Below are 22,229 nucleotides of genomic sequence, written 5' to 3' on the forward strand. Positions count from 1 at the left end.
AAGGTGGGTATTGCTCCTCCTGACGGGATGGATCCTTCAATTTATTGCGGAAAGTCGGATCACCCGGTCTCCGACCAGTATTTCCGGATCGATGACTCTCTTTTTGTGCCGGATCAGTTCGATCCCCGAATCGTCGCTTCGTATGGCCTGCATGTGCGCTGGTAATTCAATGCCCAGGGATGCTTCCATTTTTTCGATCACATAAAGATCATCCCGGTGAAAATCCTCCACGGCCAGTACACCCCGGGCCAGGCAGTCTCCGACCATGGTCTTCATGATCCGGTTGGCCAGTTCATTTTCTTCTCCTTCGAAATACTCCCGGACCAGGTACTCGTATTGTTGCTGAAACCATTTGGCGTATTCCTTAGAACGCACCACTACCCTTCCATTGTAAACAACCAGGCCCGCCAGAAACCAGTCGATATCCTTCGGCTGCAGATAACCGATCTGAAAAAGATCCCTCAGGGTATAATCGATGCGATCACACGAAAGATTCGGCAACGGATACTCCAGGAGCGGATATAGTTCCAGATCCAGAAACTGTTCCGGAGCAAAATCGTATTGACGCAAAACTGCGGCCAACTCCGGATCCGCCAAAACTTCGGGGTAGCGGGTTTCGTGGTAGTCTTCCCGCTCGTTTTCCAGCACATAGTCGATCAAATGCGAAAATGCGGTATGGGAAATATCGTGGATCAGGCCGGCAATCTGGGATTCCATCGTTCCTCCCAGTTTACGGATCAACAGCATTACCCCGATCGAATGCTCGTAGCGCGTCTGATTGATCCCGGGATTGAGCAAAAAAACAGCTCCTCCCTGATGGATACGGCGCAAACGCTGAAACACCCGGGTGTTGATGATGGCTTCCAGTACGCCGGTCAGTTCAAATGTGCCGTATATTTTATCGCGGTATATCATCGCTTTTTGGGCAGTATTTATGTTGGCTTCCGAAACTGGCCGGTCCACAGTCTAAAGTATTCCATCCCAAAAGCGATAAACGGCGTGCCGCTCATCTCCGCCCAGAAGCGTTTTCAATCTTGCCAGAGCGGCATCTTTTTCATTGATGTAATCTTCCTCTTCCTCATCCAGCCAGTTTTTCAAGTCTTCATCACCGGACTTCAGACGGGAACGTTTGGCGAAATTATTGAGCTGGGCCCAGAAATCGAAGCGGTTTTTCAGTCCTGTTAGTTCACTTAAGACCAGATACATCTTCACATCTTCGTGTTCTCCACTCGAATCGATAGCGCCCTCGATAAACGCCCGACCGGCCGCGATGGATTGCTCACTTTCCGTATCGGATACAAATTTCCGGTACAGATCACTGCTTTTTTGCATAAAGGCCTCATTCGCGGATCGCTCCGCGTCCGGAGCCGTGTCCGAGCGTTCTTTTAGCTGGGCAATGGTAGCCTTCGTACTGTCATAGGCGATATCCAGGGCTACCAGTCCGGGAATGGCTTCCGCCAGGGCAGCGTCCCGGGGGCTCTCTTGCCCGACACCGGCCAGAGCCTCCAAGGCAGCGCCGGCATTGGTGCGGGCCAGATCGAGCTGTCCCGTTTTCCAGGCGGTGAGGGCTTTAATCGTCAGGGCATTGCCCATTTTTTCTTCCTTCACCAGAGGAGCCGGATTGGCCAGAGCCATGGTGATCTTTTCATCGGCCATCCGGTAGTATTCTTCCGGACTGGTGCCTACCGGCACTTCGGCCGTAGTAGCCGGCACCAGCGCGTCCAGATTGGGAAGCGCATCCAGTGGCAGATCGCCCTGTACTCCGAGCCGGTCTGCGAATTGGCTTTTAATTTCCATTTCCGCTCCCTGTTCGAAGCTTTTGATAGCCTGATTCCAATAGAGGATCGATTTGGCACAACTTCCGAACAGGCATACGATCAGCAGAAGTAGTATCGCCTTGTTGACTAGATTTAGTTTTTTCATGGTGTATTTTTTAAACAGTTGTCGTTAATTTCGGATATCGACTGCTTATGACTTTACTGTTCCAGTTCTCCCAACAATTCCTCCAGGCTAAAGGCCGCGTTTTCCGCCAGGTCCTCCATGGCCTCTCGCACCGGCTCCAGCGCATCGTTGATCGCCTCTTTGGTAATCGGGCCTTCCACCAGTCCCTGCAGAAAACTATCGAGGATCTCGTCCAGCACTTTGGTTTGCGTCAGGGTCCAGGATGCCGTTGCGGCGGAATCGTCCTCGTTGTACAGTGTCACCAGCAGTCCTTCCAGCGCGTAGGTCAATGCAATAACCTGCCGCCGGCCCTGCCGGTGCACAACTTCGATCACCAGGTTTTTCCGGAAACTAACTGCTGTCAAACCGTGCTCGATCAACAGGCGAATGGAAGCATAAGCCCATTTTCGCTCTTCCGGAACGGCCTGTAGCCCTTCGAATATGGCTTCCAGGGTAAGTTGCAATAGCTTGTCTTTGGTCCAGAGTGGGTTTTGCAACATCGTTTCCAGGCACAGGGTCAATATTTCCAGTATCTGGGGGCGGCTCAACTGCGGCTTCCACTTACCGCGCTTCGGCTTCTGGGCAATAGCCCGCAGGCACTGTTCCATAGCTACCGTGAGGACATATTGCCGGCTATTCGGTTTTACGTCCGTCAGCAGGTCGATATTCTCGGCCGTATGAACCAGCGTAAGCCGCAGCATCTCCGGCAAGAGTTCGGGCATATCCAGTTTAGAGTCGCTCAGCGCTTTAGCCGTATCCTGAATGATCTTTTGCCAGATGGCATCATTCGTGATCAGTTCCGGACGCGCCTGGAGTAGCTGCAATCCCGCCTCAACGAGTGCTTCCACCTGCTGATCCGGCGGCAGGGGCCTTCTGCCCAGTTCGGGCCATTCAAACAGGATCAGGTACAATAACAACAGCGCCTTCTTATCCTGATGGTGCCGGATAATGAACTCCAGCGTATATTCCAACAGGTCTTCCAGTGCCTCCGCCCGCGCGGGGCCTTCTTCCGGGAAAACGTAGGCGAAAACAAGTTCCAGCGCTTTTTCGAGAATGACCGCCTCTTCTTCGTCCGGTCCCCATTTGATCTTCTGCAGGATCTCCTGACTACCGGCGGCCGCCTGCAGGCAGGTCCGCAACAGCCATTCCAGACTATCCGGATTTAATCGCTGGGATTTCGGTAGTTGACGCAATCCGCGGAACAATGCTTTCAGGGTCTCCGCAAAAATGGTGCCCTCCCGCAATTGATCGGTCAGCAGGTCCGGATGAATGACCAGGTAATCCAAAACGTCTTCCACCGTGCTCAGCAACTGGGCCAGATTCAACTGTGGATGCCATTGATCCGAACTTTCCGGAGGAGCACTAAGTTCCTCCAGCAGCGATTCCAAAGCTATGGCCAACAGATATTTGACCTCCCCGGCCTCCGTGCGAATGATCAATTGCACATTTTCCGCAGTACAGGCCAGTACCAGCCGCACCAGTTCCATCAACAAACCCGGTTGCTGGTAACCGGAGGCTTTCAGGGTTCCCATCACCGCCTCGATCAGGTGCTGGAATAAGCGATCGTCGGTCACCAGGTCCGGTCGGTAATCCAGTACCCTGATCGCCGCTTCGATCAGTCTTTCGTATAATTCCGGCTGGAAGCCCTGGCTGTAGTCGACTCCCGGATCTTCGAAAAGGATCAGATCCAGCAGCAACAGTCCTTTCTGATTTGGATAACGGCTCATCTGCATTTCCAGCACATAATGCAACAACTCGGTAAGCAACAGCAGGCGCTGGCCACCGGTAGTTCCGGAGCGTTCAAATACAAAGGCAACCGTCAGTTTCAGGGCATGATCCAGGATAACGGCCTCTTCGGCATCCGTCCCCCAATGGATCTTCTGCAGCAGACGAGGACTGGCCGCCACCGTACGCAGGGATAAGCGCAGCAGATCGCTCAGGGTAGCGGCATTTAATCTTTGATCCTTCGGCAATACTTTCAGGGCATCCATACAGGTCCGGGTCACCTCTCCGAACAGGGTGGTCCCTCCTTCGTCGGGCGTTACCCATTCCGGATGGTCCAGTAGAACGTCGAACAGGTCCTCAACAATGGTCAGTACCTCGTCCACCGTAAGTTTCGGTCGCCAGTGACCGTCTTCCACATCCCGCGTCAGCGCAAAAAGCAGCTCCCGCAACGCCCGTACGAGCAGGTATTCGGCCTCATCCGAATCGGTCTTAATGATGAGCAGCAGATTATCTGCCGTAGATTCCAATACCAGACGGATCACCTCCAGCAACAATCCCTTGCGACGGAGATCCGTTTCTTTTAGGGCGCCCGCGCAACCCTCGATGATCCGCTGCAAAGCCTGATCATTCGTAATGAGATCGGGCCGGTAGTCCAGCACCTTGAGGGTTGCCTGGAACAACTGATCGGCCAGTTCCGGCCGGAAACCCTGCCGGAAATCCACATCCGGATCTTCGAAGAGGATAAGATCGATAAACAGCAGACCTTTTTTCCCGGGATGCTGCCGCATCACCACTTCCAGAATGTAGTGCAGCAGATCTACCAGCAGCTGCAGCCGGTCTCCGCCGATGGCTTCCGAACTTTCGAAAACAAAACTTACCACCAGATTCATCGCGTGCTGCAGAATGGCAGCTTCTTCTTCCTCCGTACCCCAGGAGACCTTGTCCAGAAGCTGAGGGTGACTTACCACCGTTGTCAGGGATAACTGAACAACATGTTCCAGCGTCTTCGCCTGCAATCGTTCGGTTTTCGGCAGGGTGCGTAAGGCGCTGAAAGTAGCTTCCAGCACCGCTCCGAAAACGGTATCTCCCGCATCGTCCGGCAGCAGCCATTGCGGGTAATGTACGATCTGATCGAAGACATTCTCGGTGATGGTGAGCAGTTGGGCTGCCGTCAAACGGGGTTGCCAGTGTTCGGCCTCTTCCCGGACGGTCAGCGTAGATAACAGCTGACGCAGAGCCAGCACCAGGAGATATTTCGGTTCTTCTTCATCCGCCAGAATGACGAGATGGATATTTTCGGCAGTATACAACAGGCTTAATCTCGCCAGTTCGGACAGGATACCGGCCTTTTTGAAACTGGTCGCATGCAGGGCACCCGCCACGCCCGACAGGATATTTTGCAAAGACACCTGACCCGTTACCAGTTCGGGATGAGTTTGCATGACAGTCAGGGCAGCATTGATCAGATCGTCGGCCAGTTTGGGATTGAATCCCGCCGAATAATCCACATTCGGATCCTGGAAAAGGATCATGTCGATCAGGAGCAGACCGCGTTCGTCGGGATGGTGGGTCAGGATCACTTTAGAGATGTAGCGCAGCAGTTCGCTGAGCAGGTGGATCCGTTCGGCCGGAGCAACTGTGCCGCTCACGAATACAAAATGGAAGACCAGGTCCAGTCCTTTTTGCAGGATGATCACTTCCTGTTCATCCGATCCCCAGTGTACACGGTCCAGAACCCCCTGGTTCGTTACAACCGTACGGATGTTGATGCGAATGATCAGATCCAGGACCTCCTTGTTGAGTCGCTGATCTTTGGGTAGTCCGGACAGAGCCTGAAAGGTGGCGTCCAGTGTTTCCCGCAACAGGGTCCGATCGGCCACCGTAGCCAGCACCCAGTCGGGGTTCATGACTACCTCATCCAGTATATTTTCGGCAATCCCGATCAATTGTCCTTTCGGTAAGCGCAATTTCCAGTTGCCTTCGGGTACCGGCCGGGATACGGCCAGCAACAACTGCTGAACGGCGATTACGAGGAGATGTTTTCCCGGTTCGCCGGGTCCGCCGCGAACGATCAGGTGGAAATTGCCGGCCGTATGCTCCAGGATGATCCGGACCAGTTCCGGCAACAGATCCGGACGGTTCTTGATGCCCGCTTCGGCCATGGCCGCGCTCACGCCGACCACTACTTCCCGGATACCGTCCTTCCCACTGATCATTTTTGGGTGTTCGGATACCACATGGAGAGCCGAACGAACAACCCGGTCCAATGTCTCACTGTTGAACCCGTTTTTGAGGTCCAGTTTATCCGGATCACTGAGAATGGCATCGAGCAAGACCGTTCCGGTAGCCTGGATCAGGCCGGATGCGCCGGCATTAGTACGAAAGAAATCCGCAGGGGCATTGAAGACATAGTGGCCTGCATTTTTCACCATACTGCGGAGTACGAGTTGGCCCCATCTCACCGCTTCGGCGCTCTCACCCGGTCCGTGATCCCGGGCCCTCCGGATCAGGTCATCGGCGATCTGCTTACTGGTAGCGGCAATGAACGACTGGATCTTTTCGTCACTGCTGATCTCTTTGCTCAGGGTCTGGACCGATTCGGCCGTCGCGATAAACAACTGGGGTACGATCTGGGCCGACAGCGCTCCGAAGTCCTCGGATTCAGCGATCTCGATATCGTCCAGCGCGGACAAAAAATGTTGCATGACCTGGCCCAGTGAGGATTTCGGATTCAGCGCTCCCGGCACCTGATTGAAGTAATCAATACCGATCTCTACCAGGGTGCCGGCAACCAATTTTACCGGAGAGTTTCGCGGTGCTTTTCCCGTTTCCCACTGGCGCACCTGCAGGAGGGCCAATAAGCTGTCCAGGTTGATCTCGGCATCCTCCGCGGTATCCTCGTGGCGGTCCTTGTCCAGTTGAAAATGAAGCTGGATGTAATAATCGATGTATTCATCCTGATCGGTGCTACCTAGACCGAACTCCTCGTGTTCATCGAATAAATGCTGAATACGTTCGATCCGGGATCGGAAATGTTTGCCTTGTTCTTCGAATTTAAAAAAGCGGTGGGCCCGTTCGAAATTAGGTCGGGCATCAAATTTGGGAAGCGGTAAGAGGATCGCTTTGGCTTTAATACTATTGGCGTAAGCCCGCTGCAACCGGTCCCCCAGTTTAATTGCGGAGTTAATTGCCAGGATTATTGCCTCGGCAGTTAGAGAAATGGCCATAGGGATTATGGGTTTAGGTGTATCGTTATAGGTCTAGCGAAGATAAAATATAATTCAGGCAATCCGGTAAAAGCTTAGAAAAATTCCAGTCGAAAACAGCTCACCTTATTTCCGCTGCCCTCTTCCCAAAAGATCCTGCCTTCCGGACGCTCCATCATTTTTTTAACGATCGCCAGGTCCGTTTCAGTGCCCCGGTACGGTGGCCGGCTGTGCACACGGCAAAACATTGCTGTTTCATCACTGCTGCGGCTGGTAGAATATCCGGCGAGTAATTTTAGCTCCAATTGCGGAATAACTCCCGGAAAATCTGATAAATGCAGCGTTTTGAAAGAAAGCCACCCTGCCCCTCATGGTCAAAAAAAATTGTCATTTGAAAGCCACACCTTCATTCTGGGTTAACCCCTTATTAACATTTTTTTTAAATTAGCGACAGCGTTTGACGAAAGTCAGACGTTACTCATCAAGCAAGACCTTTCGGATTAGTAATAGCTCCATTTAAAAGGATTAGTGAAAAATTCTCTTCATGTACCGTTTCTGACGGACTCCACTAGGTTCTCATTAGTTCACTACAAGACTGGTATAGCTTTGATTTCTACCTGACGGTAGTTGTCGGGCAGTTCGGCATTTAGGCCGCACGGCTCGTTGTCATTGTATTTTAGGGTTTTCAATGACAGTAACAACTATAGTTCAGGACAATGTACGTTAAGCCAAAGGTCCGGTGATACCTTTCATGGCGCAGGGTAAAGTACGTGCCAACAAAATGTACCCTGCACTTTCCTTATTCCAAACATTGAAGTCTTGTAGCTCCAATAAGACTAATTCATTCGAGTCATTGCCCGGCTAGGTGCCGGCCGCAATAAGGAATTCCTATTCCCTCGACTTTTTTTATTATTAAAACCACTGTTTTATGAAGAGAGTGTCGCTACTCGCAATGCTTATGCTAAGCCTTCTTAGCTGGTCCTTTGCACAGGAGCGCTCCATTACGGGAACCGTAACCGATGCCGGTAACGGAGAACCCCTGATCGGGGCCAGCGTCCTGGTAAAAGGTACCCTTTCGGGTACTGTTACGGACTTTGACGGAACTTATCAACTCAGTTTACCGGCCGGAAATTCCGTGCTGGTCTTTACCTACACGGGCTACAGCGCCAGGGAAGTCACCGTCGGCGCGTCCAATGTCGTCGATGTCACCCTGCAACAGGGACTGGCACTGGACGAAGTGATCGTTACGGCCCAGGGGATCCAGAAAGAAAAAAGAGCCCTCGGTTATGCGGTCAGTACCGTAGACGGCGGGGAGCTGGAACAAAAACCGGAATCCGACGTCACCCGCCTGCTGAAAGGCAAGGTTGCCGGGGTGAATATTACCTCCACCAGTGGGGTGAGCGGTAGTGGGACCAACGTAGTCATCCGGGGCTATTCTTCCCTGACCGGCTCCAACCAGCCGTTATTCGTGGTAGACGGAGTGCCTTTCAACACCAATACCAATAAGGATAACGGCACCAACGACTTCCTGGAAGGCGGTCAGGCTACTTCCAGCCGCTTCCTGGATCTCGACCCCAACAATATTGCCAGTATCAGCGTATTGAAGGGATTGAGCGCGACGGTTACCTACGGAGAACAGGGCCGCAACGGGGTGATCCTGATCACTACCAAAAACGGCAGTGCTTCCAAAGCTAGCCAGAAAACCTCGGTTACGCTGAGCCAGTCTTATTTCTCTACCGAAATCGCATCACTGCCCAATTATCAAACTAATTACGGTGGCGGTTTCCACCAGAATTTCGGCTTCTTCTTCAGTAACTGGGGACCCAATTTTAATACCCGCGGTGGCCGTGGTATCGATGCCAGCGGCCAGGTACGCCACCCACTGGATGCCCTTACGGATCCATCCCTGAAGGCGCAATTTCCGGAATATGCCGGTGCCCGTTACGACTACCGCAATTACAACAGTACGGAGGAATTCTTTGAAAAAGGTTACGTGACCAATACTTCCCTCAACATCCAGGGAGGAAGTGATAAAGCGACCTTTAGCGGAACTTTCGGTTATACCGACGATAAAGGTTTCCTACCGGGTAACAGTGTTCGGAAATTAAACCTCGGCATCGGCGGCAGGGTAGAACTTGCCAATAATCTGATGCTGAACAGTACTTTCAATTACGTAAAAACCGACTACGCCACCCCACCGATCAGCTACGGCGACGGTAGCGGTATTTTTGCGGGAGGTGGCCTTTCCGTATTTTCGGATGTATTCTACGTACCGAGAGGGGTCGATCTTTCCGGCCTGCCTTTCGAAGCTCCGGCGGATAACCGACCGGTATATTACCGTAGTGGTAATGACATCCTAAATCCGCGCTGGACGACCAAGTACGCCCGTAATACCAGTGTGGTGGATCGCTTTTATGGTCAGTCCAGTCTTTCTTACAAGCCGACGACCTGGCTGAGTCTGAATTACCGACTGGGTATTGATACCTATACCGAGCGGCAGGAGTACATCGTCAACCGAATTGGCCTGGCCAGCAACGACTACGCCGCCATTAACAACGGGATGTACCGGACTACGGATATAGTCAATACCATTTTTGATCAGAATGCCTTTGCTACTGCCAGCTTCGCTAATATACTACCCGAATTGGATATGGACGTTACCGCTGGTCTGAATTACCGGCAGGATGAGTTCGGTCGGAATGGTATCGAAAGTACGAACCAACTGGTATTCGGATTTATTGAGCATTCCAATTTTACCAACCAGTCTTCGGTAAATAGCCTTTCGGGGCTGGACATTCAGTTCAGTCAGCTGGAACGCCTGGTTGCAGGATATGCGTCGATCACATTCGACTATAAAAATTATCTGTACGTCAACCTGGCCGGCCGGAATGACTGGTCTTCTACCGTGGAAAAAGAGAACAACACCCTCTTTTACCCCAGTGCCAGCCTTTCCTTTATTCCTACCGAATTAATGCCGCAATCGAGCGTGCTGAATTACCTGAAACTGCGTTTGGGATACGGTACTTCTGCCGGTTTCCCCGACCCCTACAGTACGCGTAGCACGCTTTCCTCCAATGCCCGTCAGTTTGTAGATCGCACCGGTGCGGTCATCACGACCAATAGTAACGCTACCTACTTTGAAGATAACGGAGCTTCCGCTATCCTGGGTAATCCGAACCTGAAACCGGAATTGCATAAAGAACTGGAATTCGGGGTCGATGCGCAATTATTCAATAACCGTCTGGGGCTGGATCTGACGCTTTATCGCCGGATCACCAACGATCTGATCACGGATGCTCCTCTGGATCCGTCCACCGGATTTAGCCAGACGACGATCAACATCGGTGAGATCGAGAACCGGGGCATTGAAGTAGGATTAGATCTTACTCCCGTTCAGGTAGGTGATTTCCGCTGGAATATCTACACCAATTTCTACGCTTACAAAAGTGTGGTCAATGAACTGGGTCAGGGGCTGGATGAAGTCCAGATCGCCGGTTTCACCAACCAGGGCAACTTTGCCGTGGAAGGCGAGGTGTACGGCATCATGAAGGGCACGGTTATCGACCGCGATGAGCAGGGTCGGGCCATCATTGATGGTGATGGATACTACAACCAGGCTGCCAACATTCAGATCATCGGTAATCCTCACCCGGATTTCACCATGGGTATCACCAATACGATCACCTGGAAAGGTTTGAGCTTGTCCGCTCAGCTCGATTATCGCCATGGAGGCGACATGTTTTCCGGTACGGCGGAGGCACTATTTGCCCGCGGCCTGACCAAGGACACCGACTTCGACCGCACCCAGGCTTTTGTGCTGGATGGGGTAACGGCTGACGGTACGCCCAATACGACCATGATCACCGCAACCAATCTTTATTTCGACAACATTGGTTTCGGGCCGGATGAGCTCTCCGTTTTTGACGCCACGACGATCCGTCTGCGTGACGTAACGCTGTCCTATTCGCTGCCCAGATCCTTCCTGGCAAATTCTCCGTTCGGTGGAATTTCGCTGAGCCTTTCCGGGCAAAACCTCTGGTTTAATGCCATCAATATGCCACCAAATTCGAATGTGGATACGGATGCACTAGGTTTTGGTGCAGATGGGAACGGTCTGGGATTTGAGTTCCTAAACGGACCTAGTGTTCGCCGTTATGGTGCCAGTCTTCGCGTGCAGTTCTAGAGACCGATCTGCAGAATCCTAAAAGATTTTGTGGCTCAATAATCTGATCGACAATACAAAACAAAAGACAAATGAAGAAAATATTTCATATATTATTTTTGGCAATTGGGCTAAGTCTGGCGAGTGGCTGTGACCTGGACTTACAGACGGACCCCAATAATTTATCTCCGGATACGGCCAATCCGGACTTTATCCTCAATAGTATTCAATTCGGTCTTAACGAATTTTTCTTTGAGATTACGGACTACACCATGGAAGCGGCCCGCATGGTAGCCATGGAGCCCCGGGCTTCCACCTACGAATCGGCCTATCAGCCGCAGGACTTCGATGATATGTGGCAGCAGGCCTATCTCGGGATCATGAGTGACGCCAATAATCTAATGACGCTGGCGGAAGAGCGTGAACTCTTTATCCACGCCGGGATCGCCCGGACGATCAAAGCTTACACCTTGATCTCACTAGTCGATTTCTTCGGTGATATTCCGCTGAGTGAGGCTTTTGCCGGAAGCGATAACTTTTTGCCGACGGTGGATGACGGCGCCAATGTATACGCAGAGGCAAAAAGTCTGCTCGACATGGCCCTGGATAATTTTGCAGCTACGTCCCTGAACACCCCCGCCAATGATCTCTACTACGGCGGAGATGTAGACAAATGGACGGCTTTGGTGAATACACTGAAACTGCGCATCGCTCTTACTACCCGTCTGGTAGACAGCAATGCCGCTTCCGAGATCAATACGCTGGCGGCCGGAAGCCTGATCGAAGATGCTTCCGGTGATTGGGAACACCCTTTTTCTTCCAATACCACTACTATCCCGGATAGCCGGCATCCTTACTTTAGCGACAATTACGGAGGAGCGGCAGATTATATGTCCAATTACTTCATGAATAAGCTGCTGACCGATAAAAGTATTCCCGATCCCCGGACCCGTTACTACTTCTACCGGCAAACCCTTACCATTTCTTCCGATGTAAACGAATTACCCTGCATCGTAGAGCGGATGCCGGATCACTATCCAGAGGGTATGGTATTCTGTAACGCAGGTGGCGGCTATTGGGGTCGTGATCATATCGACAACGACGGTATTCCTCCGGATAATCAATTACGTACTGTTTTTGGTATTTATCCGGCCGGTGGCAAATTTGACGCTGATGACGATGCGATCGCTTCCTTTAGCGATGGTCTGCAGGGAGCGGGGATCCATCCGTACATGCAATCCTCCTGGGTGAAGTTTATGCTCGCGGAAGCAGCCCTGACCTTGGGTACCGACGGTGATCCCCGCGAATTGCTGGAATCCGGGATACGAGAGGCCATTGACAAGGTTGTCAGCTTTGCTCCGGATAATCTGATCGATGCCGACTTTGCAGCCACCGAATCGGATATCGATACCTACGTGGAAGATGTACTTACGGCTTATGATGCCGCCACTACCGACGATGAGCGCCTGAACATAATCATTGACGAGTATTACATCGCGCTGTACGGCAATGGTCTGGAAGCATATAACAATTACCGGCGGACCGGCAAACCGGCGGATATTCAGCTGCCGCTTAACCAGCAGTCCGGACCATTTATCCGGTCCTTCCTGTATCCAAGTGTAGTCGTGAACCGGAACCAGAATATTACCGCTAAAACTACGGTGGCCACCCAGGTTTTCTGGGACAATAACCCTCCTGGTTTTGTCGAGTAAATAGCGCTGTGTTCCCGCAGATACTCATCAAATAGACCTGATCCGTATCTGTAAACTTATCCAACTACCATAAAACAATTGATAATGAGAAAAACGCTTTTTTATATACCACTTTGCATCGTAGCCCTGTTAATGGCCGGATGTGAAAGCGATTATGTGGCCTTCCACGATAGTGTTCCCAAGGGAGGCTTCGTTCGTTTTGACGAAGAGTTGACCTTTATCCTTGACCTTACTACCGATCCCAATCCAGCTTTCGAAGCTACGCTGGTAGCTCCTTCGGATAATGTAACGGCTTATGAGCTGGAGTTTACCCTGGTCACCTCTACGGGAAATATCGGGCCCTTCGATCTTTACGAAACCCGCACCTTACCGGCTACTCTCGCCTTCACGGCGCAGGAACTGGCCACGGTAGCCGGTTTGGATCTGGATGAATTTAAAGGACGCCTGGATTTTGAAGCGGCCGTGACCCGGGAAGACGGTACGGTTTTTACTTCCAATGACTTTACCGGCGACCTTAATAATCCGGGGCAACGCAACGCGATGAGTTTCAGCATCAACCTGATCTGCCCTTCTTCACTGGCCGGTACTTTTGATGTGGTGCACACCAATCAGGTCACCGGACCGGGTGGCGGTCCCTGTACGGAATCTACCCTGATGACCACGGTCACCTGGGAGGAAGTTTCCGAGGGACAGTACTCGACGACAGACGGTTCTTTCGGCCTCTTCCCCAACTGCTGGGCGGATACTCCCGTTACCGGCATTACGATTGGGGATGCCTGTAATATCATTACCGTATCCGGAGAAGATCAGTACGGCGATTCTTATATCTACAACATCATTGCCGTGGATGGCCCTACCCTAACGATAGAGTGGGAAAATACGTATGGCGATGGCGGTACCGTAGAATTGACCCGTCAGGATGGGAACGACTGGCCTCCTCTGGCTAGTTAGATTAATTCAATTGGGCTGACGGGTAGAGTGCTGTATTGTGGTGTATTTTTTCAGAGTAAATGGACGATGTGGGATGTGGGAGAGCGGGAGAGGGGGAGACGAGGAGATGGGGTGAGGGGGTGAGCCTGCTCCGCTTTGAGGTTAGCTTTAGTGGGGATCACATTGTCTTTTTCATTTTGTCCAATAATACAGTAAGATGAATTTACCGGTCAGCCCTATTCTAAAAATTACAAACTCTATGAAAAATAGATATCAACTATTTGGTTTATTCTTTTGCCTTTGTTTTTGGGTAGCCTGCGGATCTAACCAATCCATGGGTAGTACAGACCGCCAGGTCGACTACTCCAGTATGAGCACGCTGGCCGATGCTTTACGGGTACAAAGCGGGCTACAAGTCGTCGGTTCTTCCAATAATATTAAAGTCACGGTACGGGGAGTTAATTCCAGTCGATCTTCAAAAGGTACCACATTTGTGCAGGAAGCAGGTAAAAGCTCGCCTCAGCAAAGAGAGACTACCGTCCTTCAGGATGTGGAGCCCCTCTTCATTGTAGATGAGACCATCGTAGGCAATACCTATGCGGATGCGGCTCGTAGTATCAATGTCCAGGATATAGTTTCGATCAAGGTACTGAAGAGCTATTCGGAAACCAATGCGTACGGAGAAACCGGTAAAAATGGCGTGATCAAGATCTCGACCAAGTTGGCCACGGCGAATAAATAGATCCTTCTGGTAAATCTATCACCTGGGTTAGATAATAATGCCGGTTCTGGAGTTAGGATAACTTCAGGACCGGTTCCCATTTCTACGCATTCCTGTTTTACAATTTTTCATCCTCATCATACTGGATCGTATTCCGATACCGCATAAATGGGATTTTCAATAGCGTGCCGACATTGTTTGCTTCCTCCGGGGCCATAAAGGTATCCACCCCGTATTTCAGTTTTTCATTGGGCGCTTCGATATAGGTGCCGAAGATCCGGTCCCAGATGGAAAAGATATTCCCGAAATTGGTGTCGGTATACGGAAGTCGATAATGGTGGTGTACCCGGTGCATATTGGGCGTGCAGATCACCCAGACCAGCGTACGATCCAGCCATTCCGGCATACGCACATTGGAATGATTGAATTGCGTGAGGATCACGGAGAGGGTCTGGTATAAAAATACCATCCACATGGGAGCACCGACGATAAATACGGCGACTGTGGTAAAGACGAAACGGAATACACTTTCTCCGGGATGGTGCCGATTGGCCGTGGTCGTATCCACATTCTGATCCGTATGGTGGATGAGGTGAAAACGCCACATCCATTTTACCCGGTGTTCGATATAGTGCACGGCATAAGCCCCGATCAGATCCAGCAACATCAGCCCCACTATCGTGTACAACCACACCGGCATGCTCACCCATTGGATCAGGCCGAATTCATTGGCGACCACCCAGTCGCTGGATTTCACCAGGATGAAAGCCATGGCAAAATTGATAATAGCCGTAGTCAGGGTGAAAAAAATATTGATTCCGGCGTGTTTCCACTTATTGTACTTGAAGGAGAATAGCGGAACGGCACTTTCGATCATCCAGAAGATCGTCAGACCGCTCACCAGAAAAAGTGTCCGGTGCGAGGAAGGAATATTGGTAAAATACTCGATTAGAGCTTCCATATTTGTTTTGTTGTCGGAAATACTGGCCGGAAGAAGTTTCCCGCTACGGGCAGGTACCGGTGTCAGGTTGCCCTGCCGGGAACCGCGGTAAAATCATGGTGCTATAACCTAAACCTCTCCCTGAATTCAATTAATCTTCCACCAAAATTAATAATTTTTGTTCATCCGAACTGTATGGAAAAAACGGTCTGTCCGTCTGCTGCCGTTCTCAGGGAAAACGTAAAGTGGTGATTGATCAGAATTTCTTTACTCAGCGTAAGTCCTACCCCCTGCCCCTGGGATTTGGTACTGAAAAATGGAGAAAATAATTGCCCGTCGTCCCGGGGTGGCAGACCGATGCCATTATCGATCACCTGGAGGGAATGCCGGTCCAGGCGGATGATAATGGTCCCTTCCCGCTCAATGGCCTCGATGGCATTTTTTATAATATTGATCAGCACCTGTTCCAGTTGTTCTTTATCGATGGCCAGGATCACCGGTTTATCGGGCAATTCCTGCCGCCATTCTATCCGGCGTTCCTCCGTCTGGTACTGCATCAGCGTGGTCACCTGCTGCAGGAGCGGCCGGATATCCTGCCGTTCCAGACGGGCCGGCGGCAGCCGGATCACATCGGCAAAGTTCCGCATGAATACGTTAAGTCGCTGATTCCGGTCGCGTGCCACCTCGATCACTTCCCGGTAGGTACTCCGCTCCCCTTCCGGCAGATCCGTATCGTAATGGAGTAAAGATTCCAGAATGGAATTGATGGGCCCGATGGAGTTATTGACCTCGTGCGCCATCATCCGGATCACCTTGCCGTAGGCCTGTTTTTCGATCCGCAGTTTTTCGGTCGTCAGATCCTCAATGGTGATAAAATAATGCGGGAATCCCCGGTCAATAAAATGGGCCTTATGGCATTTAAAAGTAGCGATCCCATCGATGGAAAAGGTTTCCGAGCTATCCGGGGCCAGTTGGGCCAGAGCGCCGGCCAGCTCGGGGTTCAGGTCGTCAAGTTTTTTTCCTTTCGCCTGCTTTTGTGTCAGCCCGAGGAATTGCTCCGCACGGGGATTAAGGGTAGCGATATGCTCTTCAAAATCAAGGATAATAGTTCCCACCGGGGAAGTACTGATGAGTTTGTCCAGAAAAAAATGCTGCTGCACCTGGGCGGTGCGTTCCTCCCGGAGCCGGTCGACCATCTGATTGTAAACGCTGATCAGTTTATCCGTCTCGATCTGACCGGTAGGCTGGAACTTCACATTGAAATCCCGATCCTGAAGGGCATCCATACCCCGACTTAGTAAACCAATAGGCTGCACCAGTTCCCGGTACAGGCGGATGGCAAAATAAAGCGAGATCAGCAAGATACCCTCGGAAAGGATAAACCATAACTTCTGCTCCTCGAAGATCAGAAAGGACATCACGAGCGCTACCAGGTGGATGAGCGTAATAAAGAGAATGTATTTGGAGCGTAGGGTCATATACAGAACGTTAAAGCTGTGGAGACGCAAGATCCGGTATCCCGGGCGAATTACCAATTTCCGGCATAGGCCAGGGAATTGTTGCAGTGGGTCTCAAAATACTCGTATTTCAGGCGATTGATCTGCCGGATATGCAGGTAATCGTGGGCCAGCCAGTTGCTCAGAAAGAAAAAGGCCGAGCGCTCTCCCCCCTGCGGATGAACGTTGGTGTTGCCCCAGGCCGGACTTTCCAGTCCGCGTAACCACTCTACAGACTGCGCCCGCTCGGATAGAAAGGCCTGTATTTTTTGAGTATAGTCCTGGTTGCCGTAGTTACGTTGAGTCACCCAGCCCACCGGATCGATCGGCGGTAGCGCTACTTCCGGTTGTTCCAGGACGTAACGGGTGCGGGTGCGAAAGTCCTCCCGCTCTTCATCGTACAAATGACAGATCACCTCCAACAGGCTCCATTTTTCGGGTGTAGGTTTCCAGCGATATTGCGCTTCGGGTACGGGCTCCAGCAGGGCCTGGAATACGGCGGCATTGTCCTCAAGGCGTTGGGTAATTTGTGCTGCGGTCATGGCGAATGGATTCAGTGAAGAATAAGGATGGTTTTAAACAGTCGGGCTCCCAATATGGAACCAGCCTAAAATTACTCCATTCTCTTTAGAAACTTTCCTTAAACCGTCCGGCTGGCGGCCAAATGCGTTTAAGCAGGTGAGACTACCGCTCAAAATCGATCCCGTACTTTTCCAGTCGCCGGTATAAAGCACTTCGGGTCAGACCCAGCGCCCTGGCCGCATTGGTGATGTGCTGGTCGTAGTGGTCCAGAGCCCGCTGGATCATTTCTCTTTCCATTTCCTCCAGCGTCATGCTGCCCACTACGGGCAGGTCGTCCGCGCCGCTCCTTTTGGCCGTAGCGCTGAGTTGGGTCCGAAAATCTTCCACCTCCAAAAAATTTCGCGGTGTGATCAGAACCGTACGTTCCACCAGGTTTTTTAATTCGCGGATATTTCCCGGAAAGGGATACTGCTGCAGCCAGGCCATGGCTGTTTTAGAGATCTCCAGATCGGGGCGATCGTACAATTCCCGGAGATTGTCGAGATAAAAGCGCGCCAGCAACGGGATATCACCCGGTCGTTCCCGCAGGGGCGGCAACTTTACGGTGATGAGATTGATCCGGTAAAAAAGATCCTCGCGAAAGTTACCTTCCGCCACCATTTCGGCGAGGTCGCGGTTGGTCGCGCTGATGAGGCGAATATCCACGCTCCGGGTCTGACTGCTGCCCAGCACCTCAAACTTCCGGTCCTGCAATACACGCAACAGTTTCACCTGGCTGGTCAGATCCAGCTCGCCGATCTCATCGAGAAATATACTACCGGTATGCGCCATTTCAAAGCGCCCTTTCCGGTCGAAACGCGCATCGGTGAATGCCCCGCGTTTGTGCCCGAAGAGTTCACTTTCAAATAAGGTGGTAGAGATGCCCCCCAGATTGACCTTGACAAAGGGGTGCTGCCGACGCCGGCTATTTTCGTGAATGGCCTCGGCGATCAGCTCTTTTCCCGTACCGCTTTCGCCCAGGATAAGGACCGAAGCATCCGTCGCCGCTACCCGGCCGATGGTTTCCAGGACCTGCAGGAAGGCCGGATCCTGCCCGACAATGTGCTCAAAATTAAACTGCTGATCGAGTTGTTTCCGGTTTTTGGAAGTAGCCGGTGGCCGCTGCAGTTCGAGGGCCGTTTTTACCGACTGGAGCATATGTTGGTTATCCCAGGGTTTGGCAATGAAGTCGTTGGCCCCCGTCTTCATGCCCGCTATGGCCAGTTCCATGGTTGCCCAACCCGTGATCAGGATCACCGGCACCACCGGATTGAGTGCACGAATACGCCGCAGGGTAGCCAGACCGTCGGCCCCGGTGGTATCGACCGTAAAGTTCATATCGAGTAGGATCAGGTCCGGCATCCGCTCCGCTAATTTGGCAAGAGCTTCCCGCTCATTACCCGCCGTATCGGATTCCAGCCCCTGCTGCCGTAAGAGTAGCGCCAGGGATTTTTGTACCGCAATGTCGTCATCGATAATCAGGACCATTCTGGATCTTTAAGGTTGTAATGTAGTGATATATAGCAATTGATATGCTTACATCGACAAACCGCAACACACCAACACCATAACACTTCAAAACATTAACACATCAAAACTTCATCACCCCAACACTTCGCTACTCCTCATGCAAAGCCACGGCCGGTTGTAATTTCGCCGCCAGCAAGCTCGGATAAAAGGAACAAATGAATACAATGAGATAAATAAACACAATCGCCATCAGAATTGCAACGATATAGACTTCCGCCGGCAGATTGAAGACTTTTAAAAGCGGGAACTGGATCGCAAAAAAGATCCCCAACACCAGGCTCAGGGTCGCCAGCACGGCGGTCTCGCCGATGATCTGGGTGCGAATACCGAATTTGGTAGCCCCCATGGCCCGCCGTACCCCGATCTCCTGTTTGCGTTTGTTGATGTTCTGCCAAACCACCCCGAAAAGGCCGAGCGCCACGTTGAAGATCAGGAAACCACAGATGATCAGGAAAAGCAGAGACGGGATCCAGGTTTCCATGAGCACCAGGCGGCGCAGTTCATCCAGGTAGCGAATATCGATAGTCCAGTCTTTGGTGATCTGCTGAATATCATCGAACAGGCGGGCTTCTACCGCCGCATCCGTTCCCGGTTTCACCTTGATCAGCATGGCCGTGGTAGGATCCTCGCGGCGCGGTTTGAAAAATGCCGGATAAGCTTTGGAGAATTCTCCCTGTTGCTTAAAGTTATCGATCATCCCCACTACCACGTGGGTAGCCTCCTCGTCTTCATTGGTCATCCGTTTGCCGATCGGATTCTCCTCCGCAAAATAATAGTCCCGGAACTGCCGGTTGATCACAATGGGTGTAATGCCCTCCTGCACCGCTTCGGCATCGCGAAACCATTTACCCTGCTCCACGGAAATGTCCATCACTGCGGGAAAGCGTTCGTCGGTAGCGTATACGTACGGATTGGTCTCCTTGCCGTCGTAGGTCATGCCCACCAGGTGCTGACTACCCACATAGGGCAGGTTGCCGCTGAAAAAAGTATACGATTCAAATTCCGAATAATTTTTCAGGATCTGGTCGATCTGCTTCAACTGACCGGCCACCCGCTTCTCGTATGCTTCCTGGGTGGCGTCTTTTTCCCGGTTGGGATTGAAGCGCAGGGTCCAGATCCGGTCGTAGGAGAACCCCAACGGTTCCTGATAACGCTGGTAATTGTGTACCAGAAAAGTAAATACCGCGAAAATCACCAGAAAGGAAAAGAAGACCTCCGCCAGCAATCCCAGGTTCTTTCGCTTTTGATTCCACATCAGTTTGAATAAGTGCCGGATCATACGTCTCCTTTTATAGCGTGAACAATTTGCATTTTAGACATTCTCAAAGCCGGTAATACCCCCGACAGAAAACCGAAGAATACGGTGAGCAACAATCCGATCAGGAAGACATTGAAATTGATGCTCAACTCGGCGTGCTTCAACCAGCCGGTAGCTTCGAATAATTCCAGGATGCCCCAGGCCATGACCAGGCCGATGGCTCCGCCGAGCAGGGACAGCAGAATATTTTCCACGATAAACTGCACCGTCAGTACCGCCGAAGTAGCGCCAAAGGCTTTGCGCACGCCGATCTCCGAAGCCCGCTCCATGATGCGACTGCTGTTCAGGTTGACCAGATTAAGGGCCGGCAACAGCATGAACAGGAACATGGCGGCAAACAGCAGCGTATAAAATAATCCCTCCTCGGATTTTTCACTCCGGAACATCTGCCGGGTCATCACACCCAGATAGGTATCTGTATAGGTATCCAGTTTGTCGTACCATTCGCTTTTGGGGATCTCTATACCGGCCACCATTTCGTCGAACTCCGCTTTAATGGCCGGGATGTCCGATTCGTCGTGCCCCATGAGCATCGCCACGTAATTTCCGGTGAATCCGTACTGCTGCAGATCGATCTTGGAAGTATTGTAGGGGGCGTACAGGTCACTGTGGGAGAAATTTTGGAAAATCGGTACATTCTTGACTACACCAACCACCTCGTAACGTGTATTATCTGCCTCTATCCATTTTCCGACGGCCTGCGTCCCTTCTCCGAAATAGGCATCCCGGGTGGCTTCCGAAATAACGGCTACGAAGGCGTTATCCTCGATGTGCTGCCGGGTATACGGCCCTCCTTCCAGGAATTTGAATTCGTTGACCTTCCAAAAGTTTTCGCAGGTATGGATCAGTTGGAGCGATAGCTTTCGGCCGTCCACAAAGGTATTGACCGAATTGTTGTTGGATGCTATCGCAACCAGCTCCGGCGTTTTCAATTTGCGCACGTAGCGGTCCATGAAGTAAAAGCTGGCGGCGCTGATGGACATACTGTTCCCATCTTCGGTACTGAGCTGCACGCGGCGTACAATGGTAGAGCGGTCCCGGTTCACTTCCGGATATTTCGGGTTGAGGATATGGTCCATGAAAGTCGTCACGACCATTAAAATGGCGAGGGTGATGCTGATGCCGAATAAGCTCACAAAAGTGAAAAACTTATTCCGGCCCAGTACTTTCCAGGCTATTTTGAGATAATTTTTTAACATAATTAAGTATTTGCGGAGCCAGGAGCAGGAGGTAGATCCATCTGCCCTTCGCCTAACTTTTTATTACAATAATCGATCACCGATCGACATCCGGTTTATACTACCTGGCTGCCGTCAAATAAACGCACCAGCCGATTGGTTTTCCGGGCCATACTTTCATCGTGGGTCACCATGATGATGGTGGTACCGTCCTGCTCGTTGAGTTGCAGCAGAATGTCCATTACTTCGTTGCCCATCACGCTGTCCAGGTTGCCGGTCGGTTCATCGGCCAGGATCAGTTTAGGACGCCCGACAATGGCACGGGCGATGGCCACCCGTTGCTTCTGCCCCCCGGAAAGCTGATTCGGGAAATGCTGCATGCGATTACTGAGGCCGACCTTTTCCAGGGCTTCCGCCGCCAGTCTTCTTCTCTCCTTGCCGGAAATGTTCCGGTACAGCAGCGGGAGTTCTACATTATCTACTACCGGCAGATCACTGATCAGGTGATAACTCTGAAAAATGAATCCGATGGTCTGATTGCGAAACCGCGCCAGTTGTTTGTCGGTAAAGCGGGCAAAATCCTCCCCGCTGATGGCGACCCGCCCCCCGGAAGGTTCGTCCAGTAGTCCGATGATGTTGAGCAGGGTACTTTTACCGCAACCGGAGGGACCCATAATGGAGAGAAATTCTCCGCCGTCTACTTCCAGGTTGATGTTGTTGAGCGCTACGGTCTCCACCGTTTTGGTGCGGTAGATCTTTTCGATGTTCGCTAGTTCTATCATGATGTTAAGAGGTATGTGGTACGTTTT

15 protein-coding genes are annotated in these 22,229 nt (G+C 51.6%); 4 read left to right on the forward strand and 11 right to left on the reverse strand.

Features of this window, described 5'->3' with window-relative positions; all coding sequences use genetic code 11:
• Positions 1–36 precede the first annotated feature (36 nt).
• From CRP01_RS20060 to CRP01_RS42370, 4 genes are all read right to left on the reverse strand, one after another.
• The gene (locus CRP01_RS20060) at positions 37–915 is read right to left on the reverse strand and encodes an HD domain-containing protein (protein ID WP_099151873.1); all 879 of its coding nucleotides are present in this window, start codon (positions 913–915) and stop codon (positions 37–39) included.
• Positions 916–966: 51 nt separating this feature from the next.
• A complete protein-coding gene (locus CRP01_RS20065; RefSeq protein ID WP_099151874.1) occupies positions 967–1,923 on the reverse strand; it encodes a hypothetical protein in 957 nt (318 codons plus the stop codon).
• Between the two features lie 53 nt (positions 1,924–1,976).
• Positions 1,977–6,893 carry a hypothetical protein gene (locus CRP01_RS20070; RefSeq protein WP_143473462.1) on the reverse strand — a complete coding sequence of 1,639 codons (4,917 nt, stop codon included), beginning with the start codon at positions 6,891–6,893 and terminating at the stop codon, positions 1,977–1,979.
• 74 nt (positions 6,894–6,967) lie between these two features.
• Positions 6,968–7,108 carry a hypothetical protein gene (locus CRP01_RS42370; protein ID WP_170110463.1) on the reverse strand — a complete coding sequence of 47 codons (141 nt, stop codon included), beginning with the start codon at positions 7,106–7,108 and terminating at the stop codon, positions 6,968–6,970.
• Between the two features lie 692 nt (positions 7,109–7,800).
• Here CRP01_RS42370 and CRP01_RS20075 point away from each other — a divergent pair.
• The 4 genes from CRP01_RS20075 to CRP01_RS20090 all read left to right on the forward strand — a co-directional run bounded on the left by CRP01_RS20075 (position 7,801) and on the right by CRP01_RS20090 (position 14,418).
• Entirely contained in the window at positions 7,801–11,055 is a 3,255-nt protein-coding gene (locus tag CRP01_RS20075) for a SusC/RagA family TonB-linked outer membrane protein (protein ID WP_099151876.1), read from the forward strand.
• Positions 11,056–11,126: 71 nt separating this feature from the next.
• Entirely contained in the window at positions 11,127–12,746 is a 1,620-nt protein-coding gene (locus tag CRP01_RS20080; RefSeq protein ID WP_099151877.1) for a SusD/RagB family nutrient-binding outer membrane lipoprotein, read from the forward strand.
• A gap of 84 nt (positions 12,747–12,830) precedes the next feature.
• A complete protein-coding gene (locus tag CRP01_RS20085; protein ID WP_099151878.1) occupies positions 12,831–13,697 on the forward strand; it encodes a hypothetical protein in 867 nt (288 codons plus the stop codon).
• A gap of 238 nt (positions 13,698–13,935) precedes the next feature.
• Positions 13,936–14,418: a hypothetical protein gene (locus CRP01_RS20090; RefSeq protein ID WP_143473463.1), complete on the forward strand. Its 483-nt coding sequence runs from the start codon at positions 13,936–13,938 to the stop codon at positions 14,416–14,418.
• A gap of 97 nt (positions 14,419–14,515) precedes the next feature.
• Here CRP01_RS20090 and CRP01_RS20095 read toward each other — a convergent pair whose 3' ends face one another.
• The 7 genes from CRP01_RS20095 to CRP01_RS20125 form a co-directional block, all read right to left on the reverse strand.
• Positions 14,516–15,358, reverse strand: a complete 843-nt coding sequence (locus CRP01_RS20095) for a sterol desaturase family protein (RefSeq protein WP_099151880.1) — start codon at positions 15,356–15,358, stop codon at positions 14,516–14,518.
• Positions 15,359–15,519: 161 nt separating this feature from the next.
• A complete protein-coding gene (locus CRP01_RS20100; RefSeq protein ID WP_099151881.1) occupies positions 15,520–16,815 on the reverse strand; it encodes a sensor histidine kinase in 1,296 nt (431 codons plus the stop codon).
• A 50-nt stretch (positions 16,816–16,865) separates the two neighbouring features.
• Positions 16,866–17,375, reverse strand: a complete 510-nt coding sequence (locus CRP01_RS20105; protein WP_099151882.1) for a DinB family protein — start codon at positions 17,373–17,375, stop codon at positions 16,866–16,868.
• 142 nt (positions 17,376–17,517) lie between these two features.
• Complete coding sequence (locus CRP01_RS20110) at positions 17,518–18,882, reverse strand: sigma-54-dependent transcriptional regulator (RefSeq protein WP_099151883.1); 1,365 nt, start codon at positions 18,880–18,882, stop codon at positions 17,518–17,520.
• A gap of 130 nt (positions 18,883–19,012) precedes the next feature.
• Positions 19,013–20,203, reverse strand: a complete 1,191-nt coding sequence (locus tag CRP01_RS20115) for an ABC transporter permease (RefSeq protein ID WP_099151884.1) — start codon at positions 20,201–20,203, stop codon at positions 19,013–19,015.
• Positions 20,200–21,441 carry an ABC transporter permease gene (locus CRP01_RS20120; protein WP_099151885.1) on the reverse strand — a complete coding sequence of 414 codons (1,242 nt, stop codon included), beginning with the start codon at positions 21,439–21,441 and terminating at the stop codon, positions 20,200–20,202. The genes CRP01_RS20115 and CRP01_RS20120 overlap by 4 nt, the downstream gene beginning before the upstream one ends.
• 95 nt (positions 21,442–21,536) lie before the next feature.
• The gene (locus CRP01_RS20125; protein WP_099151886.1) at positions 21,537–22,202 is read right to left on the reverse strand and encodes an ABC transporter ATP-binding protein; all 666 of its coding nucleotides are present in this window, start codon (positions 22,200–22,202) and stop codon (positions 21,537–21,539) included.
• Between the last annotated feature and the right edge of the window lie 27 nt (positions 22,203–22,229).

Source organism: Flavilitoribacter nigricans DSM 23189 = NBRC 102662, from assembly GCF_002646595.1.
GTDB classification, from domain to species: Bacteria; Bacteroidota; Bacteroidia; order Chitinophagales; family Saprospiraceae; genus Flavilitoribacter; species Flavilitoribacter nigricans.